The sequence below is a fragment of the Streptomyces sp. NPDC001732 genome, from assembly GCF_053596315.1.
In genome coordinates, this window is the sequence record NZ_JBSFFY010000007.1 from 184006 (window position 1) to 208631 (window position 24626).

The following is a 24626-nucleotide window of genomic DNA, read 5'->3' on the forward strand; positions in this document are numbered from 1 at the left end:
CCCCGGGGGAGCGACGGGTTCCGGGTTCCGGATTCCAACGGGTTCCGGGGCCCCAGGGCTCAGGACTCGGTGGCGGCGGGGGAGCGGGTGCTCGCCACGCTCTCGACCGCCACCCCGGCGCGCGGGACGTCCCGGGCGTCCGCGTCGATCGAGCGGCGCAGTGCCTCGTGGAGCCTGGCCGGGGTGAGCACGCCGAGGAAACGGCCGCCGCCGTACTCGTCCACGACGGCGATCCAGCCGGCGTCGTGCTGGAGCATGGCGGCGAACGCCTGCTTGAGCGGGGCGCCGAGGGGCAGTCGCGCCTCCATCGCGCGGGCGTGCGCGCGCACCGTTCCCCCGGTGGCGGGGGCGTCGGCCGGGAGCCAGCCGTACGGGCTGCCCCCGCCGTCCAGGACGACGGCCCAGCGCGCCCCCTCGGCCCGCAGCCGTTCGGCCGCCTTCGCCAGGGGGTCGTCGAGGCGGACGACCGGCGGGTGGTCGAGGTCGCTCTCCTCGACGGGCGTCACGGACAGCCGCTTGAGGCCGCGGTCGGCGCCGACGAAGTCCGCGACGTACGGGGTGGCCGGGGCGCCGAGCACGGTGGCCGGGGAGTCGAACTGCTCGATGGAGCCCTGCCCGTAGACGGCGATGCGGTCCCCGAGCCGGACCGCCTCCTCGATGTCGTGCGTGACGAACAGCACGGTTTTGCGGACCTTTTCCTGGAGTTTCAGGAATTCGTTCTGCAGGCGTTCCCGTACGACCGGGTCGACCGCGCCGAAAGGCTCGTCCATCAGCAGCACCGGCGGATCGGCGGCCAGTGCCCTCGCCACGCCGACGCGTTGACGCTGACCGCCGGAGAGCTGTTCCGGATAGCGGTCGCCATAAACGGAAGGATCGAGTCCGACAAGGTCGAGGAGTTCCGCGGCGCGCTCCCGTCCCTTTCCCCTTTTCCAGCCCAGGAGATGGGGGACGGTCGCGGTGTTCTCCAGGATCGTGCGATGCGGGAAGAGCCCCACCTGCTGGATCACATAGCCGATACGGCGACGCAACCGGACGGGGTCGACGGCGGATATGTCGTCCCCGTCGAGGAATATCCGTCCCTCGGTCGGTTCGGTCAGCCGGTTCACCATCTTCATGGTGGTCGTCTTGCCGCATCCCGACGGTCCAACGAGCGTGACCAGTTCGCCCTCGGCGACCTCGAAGGAAAGGTCGTCGACGGCAGTGGTGCCGTCCGCGTACCGCTTGGTGACGTGCTCGAATCGGATCATGGTTCCCCATTGTGGCGCGTGTTCTGTGAAGGACGTGTTGCTGAAATACAACGGGCCTCGGCGATTGTCAGTGGTCGAGGATAGGCTCGCCGGAGTTCGGTACGCGTGGGTAATGGGGAGGGGGGACGGATGGCCTCGGGACAGAACTGCCTGGTGACGAACGACTGGATCTGCGGGGAGTATCTCCGTTCCCGCAGCCAGGAGTTGACCGATGCGACGGTCCAGCACATCTGGATCACGGCGGTGTCGGTGCTGATCGGACTCGTGGTGGCCTTTCCGCTGGCGCTGCTCGCGCGCCGCGGCCGTCGTTTCGCCGGGCCCGTGCTCGGACTGACGACGGTGCTCTACACGGTGCCCTCGCTCGCCATGTTCTCGTTGCTGCTGCCGCTGTTCGGGCTCTCCGCCGCGCTGGTCGTCACCGGGCTGGTGCTGTATTCGCTGACCGTCCTCGTGCGGAACATCCTGGCGGGGCTGGAGGCCGTTCCGCCGGAGGCGAAGGAGGCGGCGAAGGGCATGGGCTACGGGCCGGTGCGGTTGTTGTGGGAGGTCGAACTCCCGCTGGCGCTGCCCGCGTTGATGGCCGGGGTGCGGATCGCCACGGTCTCGACGATCGCGCTGACGACGGTCGGTTCGATCATCGGCAGGGGCGGCCTCGGCAATCTCATAGGCGACGCGCTGCCCAGTTTCTTCAAGGCCCAGGTGCTCACGGCCTCGGTGCTGTGCGTGCTGCTCGCGGTGGTCGCGGATCTGCTGCTGCTCGGTGTGCAGCGGCTGTTGACCCCCTGGACCCGAATACGCACCCCGCGGGCGGACACCGACGCCGTGGTCGGAGCGGTCTGAATCCATGGGAGTTCTCGGCGAAGCCTGGGCCTGGCTCACCACCGGCGCCAACTGGTCGGGGGAGAGCGGTGTGTCCCACCGGCTCGGTGAGCATCTGTACGTCAGCGGTGTCGCGCTCGTCCTGGCGTGCGCGATCGCACTGCCGACGGGGCTGTACCTCGGACACATCGGGAAGGGCGGCGCACTGGCCGTCAACATCTCCAACGTGGGGCGGGCGATCCCGGTCTTCGCGGTGCTGTCCCTCTTCATGGTCTCGCCGCTGCGCAACGCCGGATACGCGCCGACGATCATCGCGCTGGTGCTGTTCGCCGTGCCTCCCCTGCTGACCAACGCCTACGTCGGGATGACGGAGGTGGACCGGTCGGTGGTCGAGGCGGCGCGCGGCATGGGGATGTCGGGCCGGCAGCTCTTCGCCCGGGTCGAGCTCCCGCTGGCCCATCCGATGATCATGACCGGACTGCGTTCCGCCGCGGTCCAGGTGGTCGCCACGGCGACGATCGCCGCGCTGGCCGGTCTGGGCGGCCTGGGCCGGATCATCACCGCCGGGTTCAACACGTACAACACGCCCCAGGTGGTCGCCGGGGCGCTACTGGTCGCCGTGCTCGCGCTGCTGGTGGAGGCGGTGCTGATGGGCCTGGACCGGCTGCTGTCGCCGCTGCGCCGCCGCCGGACGGCGTGAGGGCCGCATGCAGCCCACCGCTTCCCTCGCCCCCGCCTGCCCCGTTCCCGCGTCCCGTACGGCCCCGGTGCGGCCCCGCGTCCCACCTCGTACACCTCGGCCCCGCGCCGCACCTCGTGCGCCCCGTACATCTCGTACGCCTCGTGCACCCGTATCGCTCCTGCCCCGCATCACACCCCATACAGCCCTGTGGCTGTGGACGGAGAACAACAACGATGAGCAAGACCTCGCGCATGGTCGGCGCGGTCATCGGCATGGTCGCGCTGGCCGGGTCGCTCGCGGCCTGCGGCGGCGACAGCCTGGAGAAGGAGAAGGGTGGCCAGGGCTCCTCCGGCGGCTCCGGCACGAAGGGGCCGCTCGTCGTCGGCGCGGCCTCCTTCACCGAGTCCAAGGTGCTCGCGGAGCTGTACGCGCAGATCCTGCGCGACACCGGATACCGCACCTCCGTCACCACGGTGGCCAACCGGGAACTGTACGAACCGTCCCTGGAGAAGGGCGAGATCGACGTCGTCCCCGAATATGCCGCGACGATCGCCGAATTCCTCAATGCCAAGGTGAACGGCGCGAAGGAGGCGGCGAAGAAGCCGGTCGCCTCCGGTGACGCGGCGGCCACGGTCGCGGCGCTGGAGAAGCTCGCCGCCCCGCGCGGACTGAAGGTGCTCCCGGCCGGCCGCGCCGTCGACCAGAACGCCTTCGCGGTGACGGCGGAATTCGCCACGAAGAACAAGCTCAAGACCCTTTCCGACCTCGGCAGGTCGAAGCTCGGGGTGAAGATCGCGGCGGGCGACGAGTGCGAGGTGCGGCCGTTCTGCGCACCGGGTCTGAAGAAGACCTACGGCATCGACGTCACCGGTGTCGACCCCAAGGGAGTCGGTACGCCGCAGTCCAAGCAGGCCGTCAAGGACGGCAAGGACCAGTTGGTCCTCACCACCACCACGGACGCGGTGCTGGACAGTTACGGCCTGGTGTTCCTGGAGGACGACAAGAAGCTCCAGAACGCGGACAACGTACTGCCGGTGGTCAATGCGAAGGACGCGGGTTCGCAGGACATTGCCGATGCGCTCGGCAGGCTCACCGAGGCACTCACCACCGAGGATCTCGCGGAACTGAACCGCAAGGTCGACGCGGAGCGCGCAAAACCCGCCGATGTGGCCGGGGACTATCTGCGGTCGAAGGGCCTCGTCAAGAAGTAGGAATCGGGGAGACCGGGGGCCGCCGGACAAGAACAACGGGGCCGTCAGGTAACCGGCCGGGAACAGATTGCCGGGCGGCCCCCCAAGTGTCCCGTACACACGGTAAATTTCAGGCCATGCCACGTGGACGTCATCGCCATTCGCCACCTCTGCACAGAATCCTTCCGCCTTCGGCGGTCGTCGGGGTCTCGGTCCTGAGTGCCGGGGGCGCCTGGCTGTTCGCCGAGCCCCTGGCCCTGCGCGCTCTGGTGGCCGTCACGGCGGCCTCCGCCGTGACCGGCGCGTATCTGATGCGCAGCTGGGACCGGGAGGCGGGGCGTCGGGTCGCGGAGCTGACCCGGGCCCGTGCCGGTGACGAGTGGCGGGCCGAGGAGCGGCTGGCGGAGCTGGAGTCCGACCTGGAGGAGTCGCGGGAGCTGCGCGTCCGGCTGGAGACGAAGCTGCGCCGCAAGCGCGTGGAGCTCGCGAACCTGCGCGGGGAGCACGCCGCGCTGCTGCGCCGGTACGCCAATGCCGAGACCGAGCGGGCCAGCGCGCTCGAAGGCCGCCGTCAGCTCGCCATCGAGGCCGCCGCGCCCCGGGAGCTCCCGGCCGCGCGCAGCACTCCGACACCGGCCGCCTATCTGCGTGCCGCCCAGGCACTGGAGGACCTCTCGCGCAACGGGGTGCTCCAGGAGGCGCGCCGCACCGCCGAGCAGGCCAGGAAGCGTGACCTCGCGGAGCGGGCCCGGGACCCGGAGGAGCAGCGGGGCAGGCACGCGGCGACCGAGGCCCCGGCGACCGGGAACACGGCGGCCACGGGCCCGGCGACCGGGGACGCGACGACTGGGGACGCGACGGGTGCGCAGCACCTCCGTCCGACGGCCGCGCTGCCCGCCGCCCGGCAGTCGGCGCCGCTGCCGGCCGCCCCCCGGCTGTCCGCCGCGCTCCCCGCGGCGCGCACCGTGCCGGCCGCGAGCGCCGTGGCCCCGCACACGGCGTCCCGCCGCGCTCCGGTGCCGCAGGGCAGCTTCGACTTCTTCGGCACGCAGAAGGCGGCGAAGGCGGCGAAGGCCGCGATCGAGTCCGTGCAGGACGAGGACCTCGCGGACGTGGTCGGCGAGGAGGCCCTGGCCGCGCACCGCACGGGCACGGCCGGGAGCCGGCCCGTCGGCAAGGTCATCGACCTCACCGCGCACGACGAGACCGAACAGCTCGACGTGGTGGAGCTGCGCAGCGCGATCTCGTAACGGCCGCCGGCCATCGGGTCCCGGGGTGTCGGTCCCGGGACCGACACCCCGACACCCCGGCTACTTGTCGATGTCGCCGACGACGAAGAAGAGCGAGCCCAGGATCGCCACCATGTCGGCGACCAGCGTGCCCGGCAGCAGTTCGGTGAGCGCCTGGATGTTGTTGTACGAGGCGGAGCGGAGCTTCAGCCGGTACGGGGTCTTCTCGCCCTTGGACACCAGGTAGTAGCCGTTGATGCCGAGCGGGTTCTCGGTCCAGGCGTAGGTGTGGCCCTCGGGGGCCTTCAGCACCTTGGGCAGCCGCTGGTTGATCGGGCCGGGCGCCAGGTCCGCCATCCGGTCCAGGCAGGCGTCCGCCAGGTCCAGGGAGTTGTGCGTCTGCTCCAGCAGGCACTCGAAGCGGGCCAGGCAGTCGCCCGCGTCACGGGTGACCACCTTCAGCGTGTCCCGCAGCTCCCCGTACGCGAGGTACGGCTCGTCGCGCCGCAGGTCGAAGTCGACGCCCGAGGCGCGGGCGATCGGACCGGACACCCCGTACGCGTGCACCGCCCCGGCCGACAGCACGCCCACGCCGCGGGTGCGACCCCGGAAGATCTCGTTGCCGAGCACCAGGTCGTCGTACACGTCCATCCGGGACCGGACCGCGGCGACGGCCTCCCGGACCCGGCCGAGCCACCCCGCCGGGAGGTCCTCCTTGAGGCCGCCGACGCGGTTGAACATGTAGTGCATCCGGCCGCCGGAAATCTCCTCCATCACGGTCTGGAGGTCCTCGCGCTCCCGGAACGCGTAGAACACCGGAGTGATACCGCCCAGTTCGAGGGGGTACGAGCCGAGGAACATCAGGTGGTTCAGGACCCGGTTCAGCTCGGCGAGCAGGGTGCGGGTCCAGACGGCGCGCTCGGGGACCTCCATGCCGAGCATCCGCTCCACGGCCATCACGACGCCCAGCTCGTTGGAGAACGCCGACAGCCAGTCGTGGCGGTTGGCGAGCATCACGATCTGCCGGTAGTCGCGCGCCTCGAACAGCTTCTCCGCGCCCCGGTGCATGTAGCCGACGACCGGTTCGGCGTGCTGGATGCGCTCGCCGTCGAGGACGATGCGCAGACGGAGCACGCCGTGGGTGGAAGGGTGCTGGGGACCGATGTTGAGCACCATGTCGGTGCTCTCCGCCGCGCCGCCGATGCCGACTGTCGTCTCCGTCATGCGGCCAGTATCGCGTGAACGCGCTGGGACTCCGAGCTCAGGGCATCCGTTCTCCGGCCCTGCTTCAGTCCCTGCTTCAGCTTCTGTCCCGGCCCCTGCTTCAGCTTCTGTCCCGGCCCCTGCTTCAGCTTCTGTCCCGGCCCCTGCTTCAGCTTCTGTCCCGGCCCCTGCTTCAGCCTCTGTCCCGGCCCCTGCCTCAGCCTCTGTCCCGGCCCCTGCGCTGCATCAGCCAGCCGAAGTCGCCCAGGCCGCCCCGGGCCGTCAGTTCCGCCGCCTCGCCCGCCGAGGCGAGGGCCCGTACGTAACCGGCCGGGTCGCTCGACGCCAGGGCCAGGGGCGGGCGCCCGCCGTCGATGCCGAGCCCGCGCAGCGCCTCGCGCTGGGTCAGGAGCTCGGGCGGCGCACCGGCCACCTCCTCGCCCGCCGCCGCGCAGGCGTCCAGGGCCACGTGCGAGGTGAGGTCGCAGCGGCCGTCCGGAACGGGCCGGACCTCGCGCCCGGCCCGGAAGCCGGTGAGCGTGCCGAAGGGGGGCCGCGCCTCCCGCCCGTGCGCGTAGTCCACCGCCACCGCGAGCCCCTCGGCCAGCGTGGCCACCGCCGCCGCCCACGCCTCGTCGCGGGGGCGGCCGATCTCCGCCCGGCCGCCCGGCCCGGCCGACGGCCACCAGCGGCGCAGCCACTCGGCGTCCGCCCCGGTCACCGGTTCGCCCAGCCGTTCCGCGCCGTCCGCCGTCCGCACGAGGACGTACCGCTCGACGCCGTCCGCGTCGGTCTCGGCCACCTCCGTCGGGACGTTGTCCAGCCACTCGTTGGCGAACAGCAGGCCGCGCGTCCCCGGCGGCGGCTCGGCACACCACTCGATCCGGGGGTCCAGGCCGGGCGGCCGGTCGGCCAGCTCCACGGCGTACATCCGTACGGCCAGGTCCCCGGCGCCCGCGGCCGGCAGCGCGGCCAGCACCCCGGTCAGCAGCTCGCCCCGCCCGGCCCCCAGATCCACCAGGTCGACCGCGTCGGTGCCCAGCTCCCGCGCCGTCCGGACCAGCAGTCCGGCCACGGCGGAGGCGAAGAGCGGGCCCGTGTGGACGGAGGTGCGGAAGTGGCCCGCGGGCCCCTCGGGGCTCCGGTAGAACCCCCCGTTCCCGTACAGCGCGGCCTCTGCCGCCGCACGCCACCCACGCCACTCATCCGTCACGGGGGCAAGTCTCCACCTTCGGGAGTACGGGCCCGGAAACCGGATCGACCCTTCGGCTGACCCCTGCACCCATCGCCTTTCCCTACGCTGGGTCACGTGCAGCGTCTCTACGATTTTCTCCGCAGACACCCGCTGGGCGTCGACTGCTTCTGGGCCGTCGTCCTCCTCGGGGTCTCCGGCGTGTCCTTGGTGGGCACCCCGGAGAGCGGCGTGGCGCGGGTCGCTGCCCTCCCGATCGTGCTCGGCCTCTGCGTCGTCGTCGCGCTGCGCCGGCGTGCGCCGGAGAAGATGCTGCTGCTCGCCATCGCGATGGGTGTGGCGCAACTGGTCACCGGGTTCGGGCCCGGCCCCGCGAACTTCTCCCTGCTGGTGATCGTCTTCACCGTGGCCACCGTGGGGAAGCGCTGGGCGTCCCGGCTCGCGCTGGTCTGCAGCCTGGGCGCGGCGGGCCTGGCCCAGCTGCGCTGGCACGGGCAGGTCCGGCCGAGCAGCTGGGTCGAGGAAGTCTTCGTCGTCGTCGTGCTGACCGTGCCGTTCGTGCTCGCCTGGGTGCTCGGCGACTCGATGCGGACCCGGCGCGCCTACTTCAGCCAGCTGGAGGAGCGCGCCGCCCGGCTGGAGCGGGAGCGAGAGGCGCAGTCGAAGGTCGCGGTGGCGGCCGAGCGGGCCCGGATCGCCCGCGAGCTCCACGACGTCGTGGCGCACAACGTGTCGGTGATGGTGGTGCAGGCCGACGGCGCGGCATACGTCATGGAAGCCGCCCCCGACCAGGCCAAACAGGCCCTGGAGACCATCTCCAGCACCGGTCGGCAGGCCCTTGCCGAGATGCGGCGGCTGCTCGGGGTGCTGCGGACCGGTGACACCAAGGAGAGCGGGGAGTACGTCCCGCAACCCGACGTGGAGCAGATCGAGGAGCTGATCGAACAGGTCCGGCAGACCGGTCTGCCCGTCGACTTCAAGGTCGAGGGAACCCCGCGCCCGCTGCCCAGCGGCGTCGAACTGACCGCGTACCGCATCGTGCAGGAGGCCCTGACCAACACCCGCAAGCACGGCGGCCCGGACGCCGGGGCCAGTGTGCGGCTGGTCTACTTCGACGACGGGCTCGGGCTGCTCGTCGAGGACGACGGGCGGGGCGCGGCGCACGAGCTGTACGAGGACGGCGGCGCCGACGGCGCGGGCCACGGCATGATCGGCATGCGGGAGCGGGTCGGCATGGTCGGCGGCACACTGGACGCCGGGCCGCGCCCCGGCGGCGGCTTCCGGATCAGTGCGCTGCTGCCGCTGAAACCGGCCCACTAGACGTTCTCGTCCCGGAGGCTTCCGGGACCTATCCGCAGGCTGCGGGACAGACAGGAGACAGAACCCCTCATGGCGATCCGCGTGATGCTCGTCGACGACCAGGTGCTGCTGCGCACCGGCTTCAGGATGGTGCTCGCGGCCCAGCCGGACATGGAGGTCGTGGCCGAGGCCGGTGACGGCGCGGAGGCGATCGAGATCCTTCGCGCCACCGCCGTCGACGTGGTGCTGATGGACGTGCGGATGCCGAGGCTGGACGGGGTCGAGGCCACCCGCCGCATCTGCGCGCAGCCCAACGCTCCCAAGGTGCTCATACTGACCACCTTCGACCTCGACGAGTACGCGTTCTCCGGGCTGAAGGCCGGGGCGAGCGGCTTCATGCTCAAGGACGTGCCGCCCGCCGAACTGCTCGCCGCCATCCGTTCCGTGCACAGTGGCGACGCGGTCGTCGCCCCGTCCACCACCCGCCGACTGCTCGATCGTTTCTCCTCGCTGCTGCCGACCGGCAACAGCGAGCCGCAGCACAAGGACATCGCCCGCCTCACCGAACGCGAACGCGAGGTGATGCTGCTGGTCGCCCAGGGCCTGTCGAACGGCGAGATCGCGGCGCGCCTGGTGCTCTCCGAGGCGACCGTGAAGACGCACGTCGGCCGCATCCTCACCAAGCTGGGCCTGCGCGACCGGGTGCAGGTCGTGGTCCTCGCGTACGAGACGGGGCTGGTCCGGGCCGGCGGCGGGGCCGGCTGAGCCGTTCGGCGGGACGGGACGGCTCGGGCGGCTGCACGGGGGCGCGGCCGAGGCCGGCCCGGCCCGTCGGGCGTCAGCGCAGGATGCCCTCCAGGAAGTCGCTGCCGAGACGCGCCACCGAGGTCAGGTCCAGCTGGTGCAGCACGTACCGGCCGCGCCGTCGGGTGGTGACCAGGCCCGCCTTCTTCAGCACCGCGAGGTGCCGGGAGACCTCGGGCGCCGTGATGCCGTGCGTGTCGGCGAGTTCGCCGGTCGTGTACGGGGAACGGGCGAGGTGGCGGCACAGGCGCATCCGCATCGGGTGGGCCAGCGCCTCCATGCGCAGCTGGAGCAGTTCCACGGAGGCGGGGGAGGGCAGCTCGGGCCGGTGCACCGGGTAGTGGATCACCGGGCGCCAGCCGGGCGCGTGCAGCAGGTTCAGGTGGGGCCAGCCGAAGGTGGACGGGACGAGGGTGAGCCCGGGGCCGATGGCCGGGTCGACCGCGCTGGTCCGGCCCTCGACCAGCTTGTCGGCGTTGATCCGGGTCCCGGTCTCGTCGAGCGACAGTGCCGGGGACACCGCCTCCAGCGCCTCGCCGATGCCCTTGCGCCGCAGCAGATCCGTCTTGTGCCGGGCGTCGGCGACCAGCTGGACCCGCACCCGCTGCCAGGTGTCGGCGAAGAATGCCTGGTCGCAGTCCTCGAAGAGGCGCCGGATCCAGCAGCGCACGGGGGCGGGGTCGGCCAGCAGCTGCTGGGTGAACTCCACCTGCAGGGGGCCGCGCGCCGCCGCCATGTCCAGGGCGCGGGCCCGCATCGTCGCGTCGCTGAGCGGGGAGGGCGCGCCCTCCCCGTACAGCCGGGAGCAGGTGAACTCCAGGGCGGCGGAGGTGAACCGCTCGTCGTCCAGCCGGTCGAGGACGTCCAGGTCCTCGGCGAGGGTCGCGCCCGTCCTGCCGTCACCGCCGGGGACTCCGGCGAAGGCCATGAAGATGTCCGAGAACGTGTTGCGCCACAGGAACTCGGCCTCGTGGAGCCGGTCGGCGAGGTCGGGTTCCAGCGCACTGGCGGTGGCCGTCGCCCAGCCGTGCAGCCCCGGGTGGTGACCGGGTTCGGAGAGGGCATGCAGGGCCAGCCCCAGTTCGGCGAGGGGAGAGGTCTGGAAGACGATGTGCTCGGGAGCCAGCCCGGCGATGTCGATGTGCACGCTCACTCCTCCATGGTGCGGGGTGCGGACGGAAGCGTCCCGGTCGTTTGACGGTGCTCGTCAAGTGACGGGCCGTCCCGGCGGGGGCCGCACCACGCTGAGGCCATGGACGCCATTCAGCAGCGCATGTTCGACAGCTACCGCGCGGCCCAGCGGGGAGAAGGGCCGCCGCCGGAGCCGGGACGGCACGACCGGGCGGTGGTGCGCGAGATGCGGGACCGCCGCCGCTTCGAGGCGGTGATCGCGGGCCGCCCGGCGCGCGGCCGTCTGCGGACGGCACTGCGGGCGGCGCTGTGGCCCCTGTCCGCCGGCGGCGCACGGTCCCGGTACCGGGGCCCTGCTACGCCAGCCGCTTCACAAACTCCTTCACCGCCTCCCGCACGTCCTCCGCCGTCCACTCCAGCCCCGACTGCCCCACCGTGATCTCGGTGAAGGACAGGCCGGGCGGGCCGGAGGGCGCGGGGTGCCACGAGCGGAAGAGCGCCACGCCCGTCTCCTCCGCCAGCCGCACCGCCGCCTCCGTCAGGGCGTCCGCCCCGTACGGCAGCCACACCTGGAACTGGTGCGTGTGCGGCGGCTCCGGATGCACCCGGAACCATCCGACGTCGGCCGCTTCGAGGCCCTCGGCCAGCGCCCCGGCCACCATCCGCGCCTGCGCCACGTACGACGCCAGATGCGGCAGCTCCCGGTCCAGCCCGATCAGCGCGGCGACCGCCGCCGGGAACTGCTGGAAGAGCTGGCCGCCGTACCGGTGGCGCCAGGTGCGGGCCTCCTCGACCAGGGACGCGGGACCGGCCAGCGCGGCCCCGGAGATCCCGCCGAGGGTCTTGTAGAACGACACGTACACGCTGTCCGCGAGCGCCGCGATCTCCGACAGCTCCCGCCCGAAGTGCGGGGCGCACTCCCACAGCCGCGCGCCGTCGAAGTGCACCACCGCATCACGTTCCCGGGCGGCGGCCACCACGGCCTCCAGCTCGTCCCAGGTGGGCAGCACGAAACCGGCGTCGCGCAACGGCAGCTCCAGCATCAGGGTGCCGAACGGCTCGGCGCAGTCGCGGACCTCCTGTGCCGTGGGCAGCCGGGGCTCGGTCGTCGGGTGGACGGTGCGCAGCCCGCTCAGCGTCTCCAGCGCGCCGCGCTCGTGCACCTCGGGGTGGGCGAGCGGGTGCAGGGCCACCGTGGAACTGCCGGTCCGCCCCGCCCAGCAGCGCAGTGCGACCTGCTGCGCCATCGTCCCGGTCGGGAAGAACGAGGCGGCCTCGGTGCCCAGCAGGCCGGCGATCCGTTCCTCCAGGTCGGCGACGATGCCGTCGCCGTAGAAGTCCGTGGGGCGGTCGAGAGCGGTGACCGTGCCGGCCTCCGCCGCCAGCTCGGCCAGCCGTTCGCCGAGCGGAAAGTCCGAGGAGAGCCGGGCCAGGGACCGCTCGGCCGTCCGCCAGGCCTTCAGCCTGCGCAGCCGCTGCGCGTCCTCCTGCGTCTGTCCCTGGCTCTGCTCCGGCTCCTGATCCCGTTCCTGCTCCTGCTCCTGCTCCTGCGCTTGTTCCCGTTCCCGCCGCTGCCGTGCCTGCTCGTCCGTGTCGGTCATGGGACGATCATCACGCAGGACCCGACGGGGGCCACCTCGTTTTCCCGGCCCCAGGTCCCGGCCCCCGGGGCGAGGGCGGGGCCGGAGTTTCCCACAGGCTGTGGACGGCCGGGAGCCCGGCGAAACGCTGGCGTAGCATGCAGAGAAATCGTCCGGTACCCCCTGCGGACTGGAACGGAAGGCCATCGCCGCGTGAATGCAACAGTTCCCAAGGAACCCCTCGACGCGAGGGACCGCCCCGCCCGTCTGACCGTCGGTGTCGTGGGCGCGGGCCGGGTGGGCCCTGCTCTCGCCGCGTCCCTCCAGCTCGCCGGACACCGGCCGGTCGCCGTGTCGGGCGTCTCGGACGCCTCCCGGCGCAGGGCCGCGGCCCTGCTCCCCGACATCCCCCTGGTGGCGCCCGCCGAGGTCCTCGCGCGCGCCGAACTGGTCCTGCTGACCGTTCCCGACGACGCCCTGCCCGGCCTGGTCGAGGGCCTCGCCGAGACCGGTGCGGTACGGCCGGGACAGCTGATCGTCCACACCTCGGGGCGGTACGGCACCCGGGTCCTGGACCCGGCGCTGAGGGCCGGTGCCCTGCCGCTGGCCCTGCACCCGGCGATGACGTTCACCGGCAGCCCCGTCGACGTCCAGCGGCTGGCCGGCTGCTCCTTCGGCGTGACCGCCCCCGAGGAACTGCGGCTCGCCGCCGAGGCGCTGGTCATCGAGATGGGCGGCGAGCCCGAATGGATCGCGGAGGAGTCCCGTCCGCTCTACCACGCGGCGCTCGCCCTCGGCGCGAACCACCTGGTCACCCTGGTTGCCCAGGCCATGGAGCTGCTGCGCACGGCGGGCGTCTCGGCCCCCGACCGGATGCTCGGCCCGCTCCTGGGCGCCGCGCTCGACAACGCCCTGCGTTCCGGCGACGACGCCCTGACGGGCCCGGTGGCCCGCGGCGACGCCGGTACGGTCGCCGCGCACATCGGCGAGCTGCGCAGGCACGCCCCGCAGACCGTGGCCGGATACGTCGCGATGGCCCGTGCCACCGCCGACCGCGCGCTCGCCCACGGCATGCTCAAGCCGGAGCTGGCCGAGGACCTGCTCGGGGCACTGGCGGACGGCACGGGTACCGGCCCACAGGAGTCCCGATGACCGACACGACCGATACCACTGGCACACCCGGAACGACCGGCAGGCCCGGCGCTACCAACACAACCGGCACACCCGGAACGACCAACACACCAGGCACCACCAACACACCCGACATGAGCGACCCGACCAACACCCCCGACGCCCCCGCGCCCGCCCTGCTCCGCACCGCCGCCGAACTCGGCGCCTTCGCCCCGCTGAAGGGGCCGCGGGCCGTCGTCATGACCATGGGCGCCCTGCACGAGGGCCACGCCACGCTGATCCGCGCCGCCCGGGAGGCCGCAGGCCCGGACGGGCAGGTCGTCGTCACCGTCTTCGTCAACCCGCTCCAGTTCGGCGAGGCCGCCGACCTGGACCGCTACCCCCGCACCCTCGACGCGGACCTCGCCGTGGCGGGCGCCGCCGGGGCCGACGCGGTCTTCGCGCCGTCCGTCGACGAGGTCTACCCCGGCGGCGAACCGCAGGTCCGGATCTCTGCGGGCCCCATGGGCGAGCGGCTCGAAGGGGCCTCGCGCCCCGGACACTTCGACGGAATGCTCACCGTCGTCGCCAAGCTCCTCCACCTGACCCGCCCCGACCTCGCGTTCTACGGGCAGAAGGACGCCCAGCAGCTGGCGCTGATCCGCCGCATGGTGCGCGACCTGAACTTCCCCGTGGAGATCGTCGGCGTGGCGACGGTCCGCGAGCCGGACGGCCTCGCGCTCTCCAGCCGCAACCGCTTCCTGGACGCCCAGGAGCGGCGCACCGCCCTCGCCCTGTCCCGGGCCCTGTTCGCCGCCCGCGACCGGCTCGTCGCCCAGCAGGCGCTGCACGCCCGCGCACGGACCACCTCGGCCACCACCGGCAGGGCCGCCGCGCTCACCGCGCTCGGCGAGACCCGCGCCGCCGCCGACACCCAGGCGGTGGCCCTGGCCCGCCCCGTCGACGGGCCCTCGGCGGTGCGCGCCGCGGCGTCCCTCGTCCTCGACGACGCGGCGGCCGCGCAGCCGCCGCTCGCCCTGGACTACCTGGCGCTCGTGGACCCCGCCGACTTCACCGAGATCCCCGACGACCGCACCACCGGCGACGCGATCCTCGCGGTCGCCGCCCGGGTGGGCCGCACCCGACTGATCGACAACATCCCGCTGACCTTCGGAGCCATCCCGTGACCGGAATACGGCTGACCGCCCCCGCCCCCGGCTGGTCCATCGACGCCGACGTCGTGGTGGTCGGCTCCGGCGTGGCCGGTCTCACCGCAGCACTGCGCTGCGCCGCCGCGGGCCTCGCCACCGTCGTCGTCACCAAGGCCCGTCTCGACGACGGCTCCACCCGCTGGGCGCAGGGCGGCATCGCGGCGGCCCTCGGCGAGGGCGACACCCCCCGCCAGCACCTGGACGACACCCTGGTCGCGGGCGCCGGACTGTGTGACGAGGAAGCGGTGCGCACCCTGGTCACCGAGGGCCCCGACGCGGTGCGTCGGCTGATCGGTACGGGCGCCCGCTTCGACACCACGGACGACGGCGACATCGCGCTGACCCGCGAGGGCGGCCACCACCGCCGCCGCATCGCCCACGCCGGCGGTGACGCGACGGGCGCCGAGATCTCCCGCGCCCTGGTCGAGGCGGTCCGCGAGGCCGCCCTGCACACCGTCGAGAACGCCCTCGTCCTGGACCTCCTCACCGACGCCGAGGGCCGCACCGCGGGCGTCACCCTGCACGTCATGGGCGAGGGCCAGCACGACGGCGTCGGCGCGGTCCGCGCCCCCGCGGTGGTCCTCGCCACCGGCGGCATGGGCCAGGTCTTCTCCGCCACGACCAACCCGGCGGTCTCCACCGGCGACGGCGTGGCCCTGGCGCTGCGGGCCGGTGCGGAGGTCTCCGACCTCGAATTCGTCCAGTTCCACCCCACGGTCCTCTACCTCGGCGCCGACTCCGAGGGCCAGCAGCCCCTGGTGTCGGAGGCGGTACGGGGCGAGGGCGCCCACCTCGTGGACGCGTCCGGCACGCGCTTCATGCTCGGACAGCACGAACTGGCGGAGCTGGCGCCGCGCGACATCGTCGCCAAGGCCATCACCCGCCGGATGGCACTGCACGGCACCGAGCACATGTACCTCGACGCCCGCCACTTCGGCGCCGAGATGTGGGAGCGGCGCTTCCCCACGATCCTGGCCGCCTGCCGCGCCCACGGCATCGACCCGGTCACCGAACCGATCCCGGTCGCCCCCGCCGCGCACTACGCCTCCGGCGGCGTCCGCACCGACCTGCGGGGCCGCACGACCGTGCCCGGCCTGTACGCCTGCGGCGAGGTCGCCTGCACCGGCGTGCACGGCGCGAACCGGCTGGCGTCCAACTCCCTCCTGGAGGGGCTCGTCTTCGCCGAGCGCATCGCGGCGGACATCGTCGCGGACCGGCCCCGCGCGGGCGCCCCGGTCACCGGGCCCAGCTGTGCCCCCTCCCCGCTGATCGCCCCCGAGTCCCGCACCACGATCCAGCGGATCATGACCCGGGGCGCCGGGGTCCTGCGCTCCGCCGGGAGCCTGGACGCCGCCGCCGCCGAGCTGGAGGCCCTGCACGAGGGCGCCGTCCGGGCGGTGGAGACGGCCGAGCCCAAGGTCGCGGTGCCCGGCGTCGAGGCGTGGGAGGCCACCAACCTGCTGCTCGTCTCGCGCGTCCTGGTCGCCGCAGCCCGGCAGCGCGCGGAGACCCGCGGCTGCCACTGGCGCGAGGACCTGCCCGAGCGCGACGACGAGAACTGGCGCCGCCACATCGTCGTCCGGATCGCCCCGGAGCGCCGGCCGGTCCTGCGCACGACGGAGACCGAGGCATTCGGCCCCGTACACCCCGCGCGGGAACCGGACCGCGCGGCCGCACCCCAGACCCACCCCGCCGACGTCACCGAGGAGCAGCAACCGTGAGCACGCCCGAAGAGAATCCGCGCCCCACCCCCGTGGACGTACCGCTGATCCAGCTCGGCGCGTCCGCAGCGTCCGAGGGCGGCTGCGGGGACGGCTGCGGCTGCGGCGGGGACGAGGCCTACGGGCCCGGCGCCATGGAGTGCGGCCTGGACCCGGCCCTCGCGCGACTGCTGGCCGACGCGGGCCTGGACCCGGTGCAGGTCGAGGACGTCGCGCACGTCGCCATCGAGGAGGACCTCGACGGCGGGGTGGACGTCACCACCGTCGCCACGGTCGCCGAGGACGCCATGGCCACCGGTGACTTCACCGCCCGCGAGGCGGGCGTCGTGGCCGGGCTGCGCATCGCCGAGGCCGTCCTGTCCATCGTCTGCACCGAGGAGTTCGAGGTCGAGCGCCACGTCGAGGACGGCGACCGCGTCGCCCCCGGCCAGAAGCTGCTGACCGTCACCACCCGCACCCGCGACCTGCTCACCGGCGAGCGCAGCGCGCTCAACCTGCTCTGCCGGCTCTCCGGCATCGCGACCGCCACCCGCGCCTGGGCCGACGCGCTCGAAGGCACCAAGGCAGCAGTTCGCGACACCCGCAAGACCACCCCGGGTCTGCGCGCCATGGAGAAGTACGCGGTCCGCTGCGGCGGCGGCGTCAACCACCGCATGTCCCTCTCGGACGCGGCGCTCGTCAAGGACAACCACGTCATCGCCGCGGGCGGGGTGGCCGAGGCGTTCAAGCGGGTGCGGGACGAGTTCCCCGACGTACCGATCGAGGTCGAGGTCGACACGCTCCAGCAGGTCCGCGAGGTCCTCGACGCGGGCGCCGACCTGATCCTGCTGGACAACTTCACCCCGCTGCAGACGGCCGAGGCGGTCGCCCTGGTCGCCGGCCGCGCGGTCCTGGAGTCCTCCGGACGGCTCTCCCTCGACAACGCCCGCGCCTACGCCGAGGCGGGCGTCGACTACCTGGCCGTCGGCGCGCTCACCCACTCCTCGCCGATCCTCGACATCGGCCTGGACTTCCGCGACACCGACGGGGCCGACACCGACGGGGCCGACGCCTGATGCTGCTCACCATCGACGTCGGAAACACCCACACCGTCCTCGGCCTGTTCGACGGCGAGGAGATCGTCGAGCACTGGCGGATCTCCACCGACGCCCGCCGCACCGCCGACGAACTCGCCGTGCTCCTCCAGGGCCTGATGGGCATGCACCCGCTGCTGGGCATGGAACTGGGCGACGGCATCGAGGGCATCGCGATCTGCTCCACGGTCCCCACCGTCCTGCACGAGCTGCGCGAGGTGACCCGCCGCTACTACGGCGACGTCCCCGCGGTCCTCGTCGAGCCGGGCGTCAAGACCGGGGTGCCGATCCTGATGGACAACCCCAAGGAGGTCGGCGCGGACCGCATCGTCAACGCGGTCGCCGCCGTCGACCTGTACGGCGGTCCGGCGATCGTCGTCGACTTCGGCACGGCCACCACCTTCGACGCGGTCTCCGCCCGGGGCGAGTACACCGGCGGCGTCATCGCGCCCGGCATCGAGATCTCCGTGGAGGCGCTCGGCGTCAGGGGCGCCCAGCTCCGCAAGATCGAGCTGGCCCGGCCGCGCAGCGTGATCGGCAAGAACACGGTCGAGGCGATGCAGTCGGGCATCATCCACGGCTTCGCCGGCCAGGTCGACGGCGTCGTCACCCGGATGAAGAAGGAGCTGGCGGCCGACCCCGACGACGTCACCGTCATCGCGACGGGGGGCCTTGCTCCGATGGTGTTGGGCGAGTCCTCCGTGATCGACGAGCACGAGCCCTGGCTCACCCTCATCGGCCTGCGCCTGGTGTACGAGCGCAACGCCTCGCGGCTGTAGCGGAAACGGGTCGTACCTGCGGGAACGCGGCGCGTGGCGAAGTGCCGCCGCCGCGCCGCCAACGACCCGTTAAGCCGATTTTGTCCATTTAGCACGTATTGTCGCTTCATGCCCACGCCTTACGGAACACGGGGCGGCATGGCGTTCGGCGCGGACGAGCTGCGTGTGCTCCGACGCGCCCTCGCCACCGTCCTCCACCCCATGCCCCTGCCCGCCGAGGACGTCCAGGAGTGCCTGCGCCTGGCCGGCGCCGTGGACGAGGCGGTCGGCGAGGCGGGACGGATGCGCGCCTTCCTCCTCGCCGACCTCGCCCGCTACCGCAATGCCCTCCCCGGCTCCGCCACCGGCTACCTGGAACTGCTCCAGGGTGCCCTGGCCGGCGGGTACGACCCCTCTCCCGACGACCTCGCCGCACTGCGCGCCCTGCGCCACAGGCCGACGGCCGCGGTGCTCCTGGAACGCTGCCGGACGCTCGCGGAACGGTCGGTACGGGCCCGCCTGGCCGGACGCGCCGTCCCGGCGACGGCCCCCGCGCCGCGCGGTCGGCTGCTCGCCCTGCCGGGCGGCCGGGTGGCCGGTGACGAACCCGAACGGCCGAAGACCCCGGCGACGCCGTCCGGGCCCGCCGCGCCGTCCGAGCGTCCCGCGCCGTCCGGGCGTCCCGCACCGAAGCCCTCGGAGGTCTTCCCGCCCCGCCGCCGTCCGGGCCCGCCGCCGCGGCAGCGCGCCGTGGGGTAGTCGCACCGCGACGCCGTGGGGTGGCCGCGGCGCGACGCGGAGGGGGCGCGTGGACGTCCGTACCGGCCTCGCTACTCTGGACGGCATGGACTACGTATCCGCGCTCCTGCCTCCCGTGGTGATGGCCGCCTTCTTCATCGGCCTCGTCGTGACGATCGTCAAGAGCCAGGGCGGTCCCAACAAGGCGAAGGAGGACGAGGCCGTGGACATGGCGATGGGCCGTTTCGGATCGTCCCAGCAGTCCTCGACGGACGGCGGTGCCTGACCCCGCACCCCGCAGCACACGAAGGGCGCACGGCTCGTCTTGAGCCGTGCGCCTTTTTGTCGCACGAATAACCGGTCATTCCGGTCATGCGGCACTAAAGTGACATTGTGCCCCGTCAATTGGGAGATCTGGAAGACGCCGTGATGACACGGGTCTGGCAATGGAACCGTCCGGTCACCGTGCGGGAAGTCCTCGAGGACCTTCAGCAGGAACGCTCCATCGCCTACACCACCGTCATGACGGTAATGGACAATCTCCATCAGAAGGGCTGGGTGCGCAGGGAAGTCGACGGCCGTGCATATAGATATACGGCGGTCTCCACCCGGGCCGCCTACTCGGCCGCACTGATGAACGAAGCATGGTCGCACAGCGACAACCCGGCAGCGGCTCTTGTCGCCTTCTTCGGCATGATGTCCCCCGAGCAGCGCGAGGCCCTCCAGGACGCCATGCGGATCATTCTTCCCGATCTCGCCGGACCCTCCGGCGCACCGGCCGCCGAATCGGGCGGCGCATCCGCGGACGAACGGGCCGACGGGGGCGAACGGGCCGGGGAGCGCGAGGGTGCGGCGACCGGAGAAGCGTCCGGCGGGGCGGACGGGGACGCGGCCGGAGAAGCTTCCGAAGAGGCGCCCGGGACGGTGGACGGAGAACCGGCCGATGGCGCGGGCCCGGAGGCCGGGCGATAGCGTCGGGGTATGTCCCCAGAGCTTCCCTCCGCCGATTCCCGTACCGACCCGTCCGCCATAAACGTAGCCATCACGGTCCGCCGTGCCAGGACCAGTGATGTGGCATCGGTCCGCCGTCTCCTGGACGGCTACGTACGTGAAGGCATCCTGCTCGACAAAGCGACGGTGACGCTTTACGAGGACATCCAGGAGTTCTGGATCGCGGAACGCGACGAGGACGCCCGCGTCATCGGTTGCGGCGCACTGCACGTGATGTGGGAAGACCTCGCCGAAGTGCGTACTCTCGCCGTGGATCACAGCATCAGGGGTGCGGGAGTCGGACATCAAGTGCTCGACAAGTTGTTGCAGACCGCCCGCTGGCTGGGTGTGCGCAGGGTTTTCTGTCTCACCTTCGAAGTCGACTTCTTCGCGAAGCACGGCTTCGTGGAGATCGGAGAGACACCGGTCGACGGAGATGTCTACAGTGAGCTGCTGCGTTCCTATGACGAGGGTGTAGCGGAGTTCCTGGGTCTCGAACGAGTGAAGCCGAACACCTTGGGCAACAGTCGGATGCTTCTGCATCTGTGACCGCCACAAGAAGCCGGAACCCTATGTCCGAATCGCGCATGTTTCCCGCGTCCTCGCGATCCTGAACCTCTCCCGGGGGTTTGTGTTTTTCGGGGAAAAGCGGTTTCCTTTCCGCGTACTGCATTTTCGATGAAAGGGAATCCAGTGGCACAGAAGGTTCAGGTCCTTCTTGTCGATGACCTCGACGGCGGCGAGGCGGACGAGACGGTCACGTTCGCGCTCGACGGCAAGACGTACGAGATTGACCTCACCACCAGCAACGCGGACAAGCTTCGTGGCCTTCTTGAGCCGTACACCAAGGGTGGTCGGCGGACGGGCGGCCGTGCGGCGGCCGGTCGCGGCAAGGGCCGTGCCGTCACGGGTGGCAACAAGGACACCGCGGAGATCCGTAAGTGGGCCCGCGAGAACGGCCACAATGTGAATGACCGGGGCCGTGTTCCCGCGGAGATCCGCGAAGCTTACGAGAAGGCCAACGGCTGAGCGGTCGACCCACCGGTCGATCGCCCCGTTCGGGCACGCATCAACCGGGCCCGGTGGCATTCCGTCGCCACCGAGTCCACCAGTCGTACGAGATCGGGAGCATTCCCGCCCCTGCTCCCGAGACCGGTGAGGGCCGGGAGTCCCGACCCTTCCTCGTGCCGCAGCCCGGGGGGCCGCAGCCACACGGCGGCCCCCGGCCGGCCCACCGCCCGTCCGGGCGGCGCGGGGGCGGTGATCCGGCCACCCGCGCCGAAGGCGGTCAGCGAGAGGGTGACGCCTCCCCACTCCAGCCAGTCGAGCAGTCCGGGCAGCTCTTCGGCGCTCCCGGCCGCCACCAGCAGGTTCATCCGTGCGCCCGACAGTGCCACGGGCCCGGTGCGGTCCACCCGCCGCAGCACCGCGTGGCCGACGGCCGCGGGCACCTGGAGCACGTCGAACCGCAGCCCGGTCAGCAGGCGCACCGGCTCGGTGCCCGCCGTCGCCCAGCCGAGCTCTCGTTCGTACCAATGCGCCCACCGGGCGCGGTCGCCATGGATCTCCCGCCCGCCGCTGACCGACGGCGGGGGAGACGGGACGGTGATGACCATGCCGGAAGAACGGTCCGGGCACCCCGGGAGTTACGCAGGGTCCGCACACGGGTGCGCAATGTGTCCGTGGTGGGAGCGTAGGGGCGTGTTCGGGAGCGCGAAAATGTTCGCCCGTAGCGGAGGGAACCGGCGCGCGCCGCATGGACTGTCTGTAATTGCGGGTAAGACATCCCTAGTGGGGAGGGGCGACACGCAGGTTCGGGCGTCTCACGTTCGCCATCGGCGTACTGGCGAAAGGGGTATCTGCCTGGCCTGCGGGAACATCGTCTCGCACCATCGGGTTGGAGAAGTTGTCGGCGTTCGGGGCAGGAGGCCAAGGACGGTGTCGGCAGTTGGAATGAGCGGTCCCCGCTTGCGGGACTAAGCTGCGGAAGGACAGGGAGGGGACCGACCCCTAACTGCCTGACCGCTCTGAGGAGCGATTAACGATGTTCGAGAGGTTCACCGACCGCGCGCGGCGGGTTGTCGTCCTGGCTCAGGAAGAAGCCCGGATGCTCAACCACAACTACATCGGCACCGAGCACATCCTCCTGGGCCTTATCCACGAGGGTGAGGGTGTCGCCGCTAAGGCCCTGGAGAGCCTCGGGATTTCGCTCGAGGCGGTCCGCCAGCAGGTTGAGGAGATCATCGGCCAGGGCCAGCAGGCCCCGTCCGGGCACATCCCCTTCACGCCCCGGGCCAAGAAGGTCCTGGAGCTCTCGCTCCGTGAGGCCCTCCAGCTCGGCCACAACTACATCGGCACCGAGCACATCCTGCTCGGCCTGATCCGCGAGGGCGAGGGCGTCGCCGCCCAGGTCCTCGTGAAGCTGGGCGCCGACCTGAACCGGGTGCGGCAGCAGGTCATCCAGCTGCTCTCCGGGTACTCGGGCAGCAAGGAGGCGGCAACCGCGGGCGGCCCCGCGGAAGGCACGCCCTCCACGTCCCTGGTGCTCGACCAGTTCGGCCGGAATCTCACCCAGGCCGCCCGCGAATCCAAGCTCGACCCGGTCATCGGGCGCGAGAAGGAGATCGAGCGGGTCATGCAGGTGCTGTCCCGCCGTACCAAGAACAACCCGGTCCTCATCGGCGAGCCCGGAGTCGGCAAGACGGCGGTCGTCGAGGGACTGGCGCAGGCCATCGTCAAGGGCGAGGTGCCCGAGACCCTCAAGGACAAGCACCTCTACACCCTCGACCTCGGCGCGCTGGTCGCCGGCTCCCGCTACCGCGGTGACTTCGAGGAGCGCCTGAAGAAGGTCCTCAAGGAGATCCGCACCCGCGGCGACATCATCCTGTTCATCGACGAGCTGCACACCCTGGTCGGTGCGGGTGCCGCGGAAGGTGCCATCGACGCGGCCTCGATCCTGAAGCCCATGCTGGCCCGCGGTGAGCTGCAGACCATCGGCGCCACCACGCTCGACGAGTACCGCAAGCACCTGGAGAAGGACGCCGCGCTGGAGCGCCGCTTCCAGCCCATCCAGGTCGCGGAGCCCTCGCTGCCGCACACCATCGAGATCCTCAAGGGTCTGCGCGACCGCTACGAGGCCCACCACCGTGTCTCCATCACGGACGAGGCGCTGGTCCAGGCCGCGACGCTGGCCGACCGGTACATCTCGGACCGCTTCCTGCCGGACAAGGCGATCGACCTGATCGACGAGGCCGGTTCCCGGATGCGCATCCGCCGGATGACCGCGCCGCCGGACCTCCGCGAGTTCGACGAGAAGATCGCGGGCGTCCGCCGCGACAAGGAGTCGGCCATCGACTCCCAGGACTTCGAGAAGGCGGCTTCCCTCCGCGACAAGGAGAAGCAGCTGCTCGCCGCGAAGGCCAAGCGCGAGAAGGAGTGGAAGGCCGGCGACATGGACGTCGTGGCCGAGGTCGACGGCGAGCTGATCGCCGAGGTCCTGGCCACCGCCACCGGCATCCCGGTCTTCAAGCTGACGGAGGAGGAGTCCTCCCGTCTGCTGCGCATGGAGGACGAGCTCCACAAGCGCGTCATCGGGCAGAAGGACGCCATCAAGGCCCTCTCGCAGGCGATCCGCCGTACGCGAGCCGGTCTGAAGGACCCGAAGCGCCCCGGTGGCTCGTTCATCTTCGCCGGCCCGTCCGGTGTCGGTAAGACGGAGCTCTCCAAGACGCTCGCCGAATTCCTCTTCGGCGACGAGGACGCGCTGATCTCCCTCGACATGTCGGAATTCAGCGAGAAGCACACGGTTTCCCGGCTCTTCGGTTCTCCCCCCGGTTACGTGGGTTACGAAGAGGGCGGGCAGCTCACCGAGAAGGTGCGCCGCAAGCCGTTCTCCGTCGTCCTCTTCGACGAGGTCGAGAAGGCCCATCCCGATATCTTCAATTCCCTGCTCCAGATTCTGGAGGACGGTCGCCTGACCGACTCCCAGGGCCGGGTCGTGGACTTCAAGAACACGGTCATCATCATGACGACCAACCTCGGGACGCGGGACATCTCGAAGGGCTTCAACCTGGGCTTCGCCGCCCAGGGCGACGTCAAGACCGGCTACGAGCGGATGAAGAACAAGGTCAACGAAGAGCTGAAGCAGCACTTCCGCCCCGAGTTCCTCAACCGTGTCGACGACACGGTCGTCTTCCACCAGCTCAGCCAGGAAGACATCATCCAGATCGTCGACCTGATGATCGCCAAGGTGGACGAGCGCCTGAAGGACCGCGACATGGGCATCGAGCTCAGCGCGGACGCCAAGACGCTCCTCGCCAAGAAGGGCTACGACCCCGTGATGGGCGCCCGGCCGCTGCGCCGGACGATCCAGCGCGAGATCGAGGACGTCCTCTCCGAGAAGATCCTCTTCGGTGAGCTGCGCCCCGGTCACATCGTGGTCGTCGGCACCGAGGGCGAGGGTGAGGAGAAGAAGTTCACCTTCCGCGGCGAGGAGAAGTCGGCCCTCCCCGACGTCCCGCCGATCGAGCAGGCGGCCGGTGGCGCGGGCCCGAACATGTCGAAGGACGTGTGAGGACACCGCCGCCGAGCTGAGTGACTGAAGGGGCTGCCCCGGACCGTGCGAACGGTCCGGGGCAGCCCCTTTTTCG

The 24626-nt window shown here is 71.7% G+C and carries 23 protein-coding genes; 17 read left to right on the plus strand and 6 right to left on the minus strand.

The window, feature by feature from the left end:
- Nucleotides 1–59: 59 nt before the first annotated feature.
- Nucleotides 60–1247, minus strand: coding sequence for an ABC transporter ATP-binding protein (locus tag ACWCXX_RS10775; RefSeq protein ID WP_451125981.1), 1188 nt, complete (start codon nucleotides 1245–1247; stop codon nucleotides 60–62).
- Between the two features lie 129 nt (nucleotides 1248–1376).
- Between ACWCXX_RS10775 and ACWCXX_RS10780 the strand changes: the two genes are divergently transcribed.
- The 4 genes from ACWCXX_RS10780 (at nucleotide 1377) to ACWCXX_RS10795 (ending at nucleotide 5188) form a co-directional block, all read left to right on the plus strand.
- A complete protein-coding gene (locus ACWCXX_RS10780) occupies nucleotides 1377–2087 on the plus strand; it encodes an ABC transporter permease (protein ID WP_451125982.1) in 711 nt (236 codons plus the stop codon).
- 4 nt (nucleotides 2088–2091) lie between these two features.
- Nucleotides 2092–2766, plus strand: coding sequence for an ABC transporter permease (locus tag ACWCXX_RS10785; protein ID WP_451125983.1), 675 nt, complete (start codon nucleotides 2092–2094; stop codon nucleotides 2764–2766).
- A 215-nt stretch (nucleotides 2767–2981) separates the two neighbouring features.
- Entirely contained in the window at nucleotides 2982–3959 is a 978-nt protein-coding gene (locus ACWCXX_RS10790) for an ABC transporter substrate-binding protein (protein WP_451125984.1), read from the plus strand.
- A 116-nt stretch (nucleotides 3960–4075) separates the two neighbouring features.
- Nucleotides 4076–5188 (plus strand): hypothetical protein, encoded by a 1113-nt coding sequence (locus ACWCXX_RS10795; RefSeq protein WP_451125985.1) that lies wholly within the window; start codon nucleotides 4076–4078, stop codon nucleotides 5186–5188.
- A 60-nt stretch (nucleotides 5189–5248) separates the two neighbouring features.
- Here the strand turns inward: ACWCXX_RS10795 and ACWCXX_RS10800 are convergent, their stop codons facing one another.
- Nucleotides 5249–6391, minus strand: coding sequence for an NADH-quinone oxidoreductase subunit D (locus tag ACWCXX_RS10800; RefSeq protein WP_451125986.1), 1143 nt, complete (start codon nucleotides 6389–6391; stop codon nucleotides 5249–5251).
- Between the two features lie 196 nt (nucleotides 6392–6587).
- Entirely contained in the window at nucleotides 6588–7583 is a 996-nt protein-coding gene (locus ACWCXX_RS10805; protein ID WP_451125987.1) for an SAM-dependent methyltransferase, read from the minus strand.
- A 96-nt stretch (nucleotides 7584–7679) separates the two neighbouring features.
- On the opposite strand from ACWCXX_RS10805, the gene ACWCXX_RS10810 reads away from it, so the two are divergent.
- Nucleotides 7680–8882 (plus strand): sensor histidine kinase, encoded by a 1203-nt coding sequence (locus tag ACWCXX_RS10810; RefSeq protein WP_451125988.1) that lies wholly within the window; start codon nucleotides 7680–7682, stop codon nucleotides 8880–8882.
- Nucleotides 8883–8951: 69 nt separating this feature from the next.
- On the plus strand, nucleotides 8952–9626 hold the full coding sequence (locus ACWCXX_RS10815; RefSeq protein ID WP_451125989.1) for a response regulator: 675 nt from the start codon (nucleotides 8952–8954) through the stop codon (nucleotides 9624–9626).
- A 73-nt stretch (nucleotides 9627–9699) separates the two neighbouring features.
- Here the strand turns inward: ACWCXX_RS10815 and ACWCXX_RS10820 are convergent, their stop codons facing one another.
- Both ACWCXX_RS10820 and ACWCXX_RS10825 read right to left on the minus strand, forming a co-directional pair.
- Nucleotides 9700–10812, minus strand: coding sequence for a DUF5937 family protein (locus tag ACWCXX_RS10820; protein ID WP_451126037.1), 1113 nt, complete (start codon nucleotides 10810–10812; stop codon nucleotides 9700–9702).
- 340 nt (nucleotides 10813–11152) lie between these two features.
- Nucleotides 11153–12397, minus strand: a complete 1245-nt coding sequence (locus tag ACWCXX_RS10825) for a threonine aldolase family protein (RefSeq protein WP_451125990.1) — start codon at nucleotides 12395–12397, stop codon at nucleotides 11153–11155.
- 192 nt (nucleotides 12398–12589) lie between these two features.
- On the opposite strand from ACWCXX_RS10825, the gene ACWCXX_RS10830 reads away from it, so the two are divergent.
- The 10 genes from ACWCXX_RS10830 to ACWCXX_RS10875 all read left to right on the plus strand — a co-directional run bounded on the left by ACWCXX_RS10830 (nucleotide 12590) and on the right by ACWCXX_RS10875 (nucleotide 21006).
- On the plus strand, nucleotides 12590–13528 hold the full coding sequence (locus ACWCXX_RS10830) for a Rossmann-like and DUF2520 domain-containing protein (RefSeq protein ID WP_451125991.1): 939 nt from the start codon (nucleotides 12590–12592) through the stop codon (nucleotides 13526–13528).
- A gap of 113 nt (nucleotides 13529–13641) precedes the next feature.
- A complete protein-coding gene (gene panC, locus ACWCXX_RS10835; RefSeq protein ID WP_451125992.1) occupies nucleotides 13642–14673 on the plus strand; it encodes a pantoate--beta-alanine ligase in 1032 nt (343 codons plus the stop codon).
- Nucleotides 14670–16418, plus strand: coding sequence for an L-aspartate oxidase (locus tag ACWCXX_RS10840; protein WP_451125993.1), 1749 nt, complete (start codon nucleotides 14670–14672; stop codon nucleotides 16416–16418). The genes panC and ACWCXX_RS10840 overlap by 4 nt, the downstream gene beginning before the upstream one ends.
- Entirely contained in the window at nucleotides 16415–17473 is a 1059-nt protein-coding gene (nadC, locus tag ACWCXX_RS10845; RefSeq protein WP_451125994.1) for a carboxylating nicotinate-nucleotide diphosphorylase, read from the plus strand. Before ACWCXX_RS10840 ends, nadC begins: the two co-directional genes overlap by 4 nt.
- A complete protein-coding gene (locus ACWCXX_RS10850; RefSeq protein ID WP_451125995.1) occupies nucleotides 17473–18270 on the plus strand; it encodes a type III pantothenate kinase in 798 nt (265 codons plus the stop codon). Before nadC ends, ACWCXX_RS10850 begins: the two co-directional genes overlap by 1 nt.
- Nucleotides 18271–18408: 138 nt before the next feature.
- Complete coding sequence (locus tag ACWCXX_RS10855) at nucleotides 18409–19008, plus strand: hypothetical protein (RefSeq protein ID WP_451126038.1); 600 nt, start codon at nucleotides 18409–18411, stop codon at nucleotides 19006–19008.
- A gap of 85 nt (nucleotides 19009–19093) precedes the next feature.
- Nucleotides 19094–19273 (plus strand): hypothetical protein, encoded by a 180-nt coding sequence (locus ACWCXX_RS10860; RefSeq protein ID WP_451125996.1) that lies wholly within the window; start codon nucleotides 19094–19096, stop codon nucleotides 19271–19273.
- Nucleotides 19274–19416: 143 nt separating this feature from the next.
- Nucleotides 19417–19959: a BlaI/MecI/CopY family transcriptional regulator gene (locus ACWCXX_RS10865; protein ID WP_451125997.1), complete on the plus strand. Its 543-nt coding sequence runs from the start codon at nucleotides 19417–19419 to the stop codon at nucleotides 19957–19959.
- A 9-nt stretch (nucleotides 19960–19968) separates the two neighbouring features.
- On the plus strand, nucleotides 19969–20526 hold the full coding sequence (locus ACWCXX_RS10870; RefSeq protein ID WP_451125998.1) for an amino-acid N-acetyltransferase: 558 nt from the start codon (nucleotides 19969–19971) through the stop codon (nucleotides 20524–20526).
- 144 nt (nucleotides 20527–20670) lie between these two features.
- Nucleotides 20671–21006, plus strand: coding sequence for a histone-like nucleoid-structuring protein Lsr2 (locus ACWCXX_RS10875; RefSeq protein ID WP_093894032.1), 336 nt, complete (start codon nucleotides 20671–20673; stop codon nucleotides 21004–21006).
- On the opposite strand, the gene ACWCXX_RS10880 is transcribed toward ACWCXX_RS10875, so the two are convergent.
- The gene (locus ACWCXX_RS10880) at nucleotides 20985–21593 is read right to left on the minus strand and encodes an SCO3374 family protein (protein ID WP_451125999.1); all 609 of its coding nucleotides are present in this window, start codon (nucleotides 21591–21593) and stop codon (nucleotides 20985–20987) included. The two genes, ACWCXX_RS10875 and ACWCXX_RS10880, sit on opposite strands and share 22 nt — an antisense overlap.
- A gap of 428 nt (nucleotides 21594–22021) precedes the next feature.
- On the opposite strand from ACWCXX_RS10880, the gene ACWCXX_RS10885 reads away from it, so the two are divergent.
- Nucleotides 22022–24550, plus strand: coding sequence for an ATP-dependent Clp protease ATP-binding subunit (locus ACWCXX_RS10885; protein WP_451126000.1), 2529 nt, complete (start codon nucleotides 22022–22024; stop codon nucleotides 24548–24550).
- Nucleotides 24551–24626: the final 76 nt, after the last annotated feature.

Bases quoted from the DNA above. Each gene is read 5' to 3' on its own strand.
- ACWCXX_RS10775 (WP_451125981.1), bottom strand. From the start codon at position 1,247: ATGATCCGATTCGAGCACGTCACCAAGCGGTACGCGGACGGCACCACT.
- ACWCXX_RS10780 (WP_451125982.1), top strand. From the start codon at position 1,377: ATGGCCTCGGGACAGAACTGCCTGGTGACGAACGACTGGATCTGCGGG.
- ACWCXX_RS10785 (WP_451125983.1), top strand. From the start codon at position 2,092: ATGGGAGTTCTCGGCGAAGCCTGGGCCTGGCTCACCACCGGCGCCAAC.
- ACWCXX_RS10790 (WP_451125984.1), top strand. From the start codon at position 2,982: ATGAGCAAGACCTCGCGCATGGTCGGCGCGGTCATCGGCATGGTCGCG.
- ACWCXX_RS10795 (WP_451125985.1), top strand. From the start codon at position 4,076: ATGCCACGTGGACGTCATCGCCATTCGCCACCTCTGCACAGAATCCTT.
- ACWCXX_RS10800 (WP_451125986.1), bottom strand. From the start codon at position 6,391: ATGACGGAGACGACAGTCGGCATCGGCGGCGCGGCGGAGAGCACCGAC.
- ACWCXX_RS10815 (WP_451125989.1), top strand. From the start codon at position 8,952: ATGGCGATCCGCGTGATGCTCGTCGACGACCAGGTGCTGCTGCGCACC.
- ACWCXX_RS10825 (WP_451125990.1), bottom strand. From the start codon at position 12,397: ATGACCGACACGGACGAGCAGGCACGGCAGCGGCGGGAACGGGAACAA.
- panC (WP_451125992.1), top strand. From the start codon at position 13,642: ATGAGCGACCCGACCAACACCCCCGACGCCCCCGCGCCCGCCCTGCTC.
- ACWCXX_RS10850 (WP_451125995.1), top strand. From the start codon at position 17,473: ATGCTGCTCACCATCGACGTCGGAAACACCCACACCGTCCTCGGCCTG.
- ACWCXX_RS10855 (WP_451126038.1), top strand. From the start codon at position 18,409: ATGGCGTTCGGCGCGGACGAGCTGCGTGTGCTCCGACGCGCCCTCGCC.
- ACWCXX_RS10860 (WP_451125996.1), top strand. From the start codon at position 19,094: ATGGACTACGTATCCGCGCTCCTGCCTCCCGTGGTGATGGCCGCCTTC.
- ACWCXX_RS10865 (WP_451125997.1), top strand. From the start codon at position 19,417: ATGACACGGGTCTGGCAATGGAACCGTCCGGTCACCGTGCGGGAAGTC.
- ACWCXX_RS10870 (WP_451125998.1), top strand. From the start codon at position 19,969: ATGTCCCCAGAGCTTCCCTCCGCCGATTCCCGTACCGACCCGTCCGCC.
- ACWCXX_RS10880 (WP_451125999.1), bottom strand. From the start codon at position 21,593: ATGGTCATCACCGTCCCGTCTCCCCCGCCGTCGGTCAGCGGCGGGCGG.
- ACWCXX_RS10885 (WP_451126000.1), top strand. From the start codon at position 22,022: ATGTTCGAGAGGTTCACCGACCGCGCGCGGCGGGTTGTCGTCCTGGCT.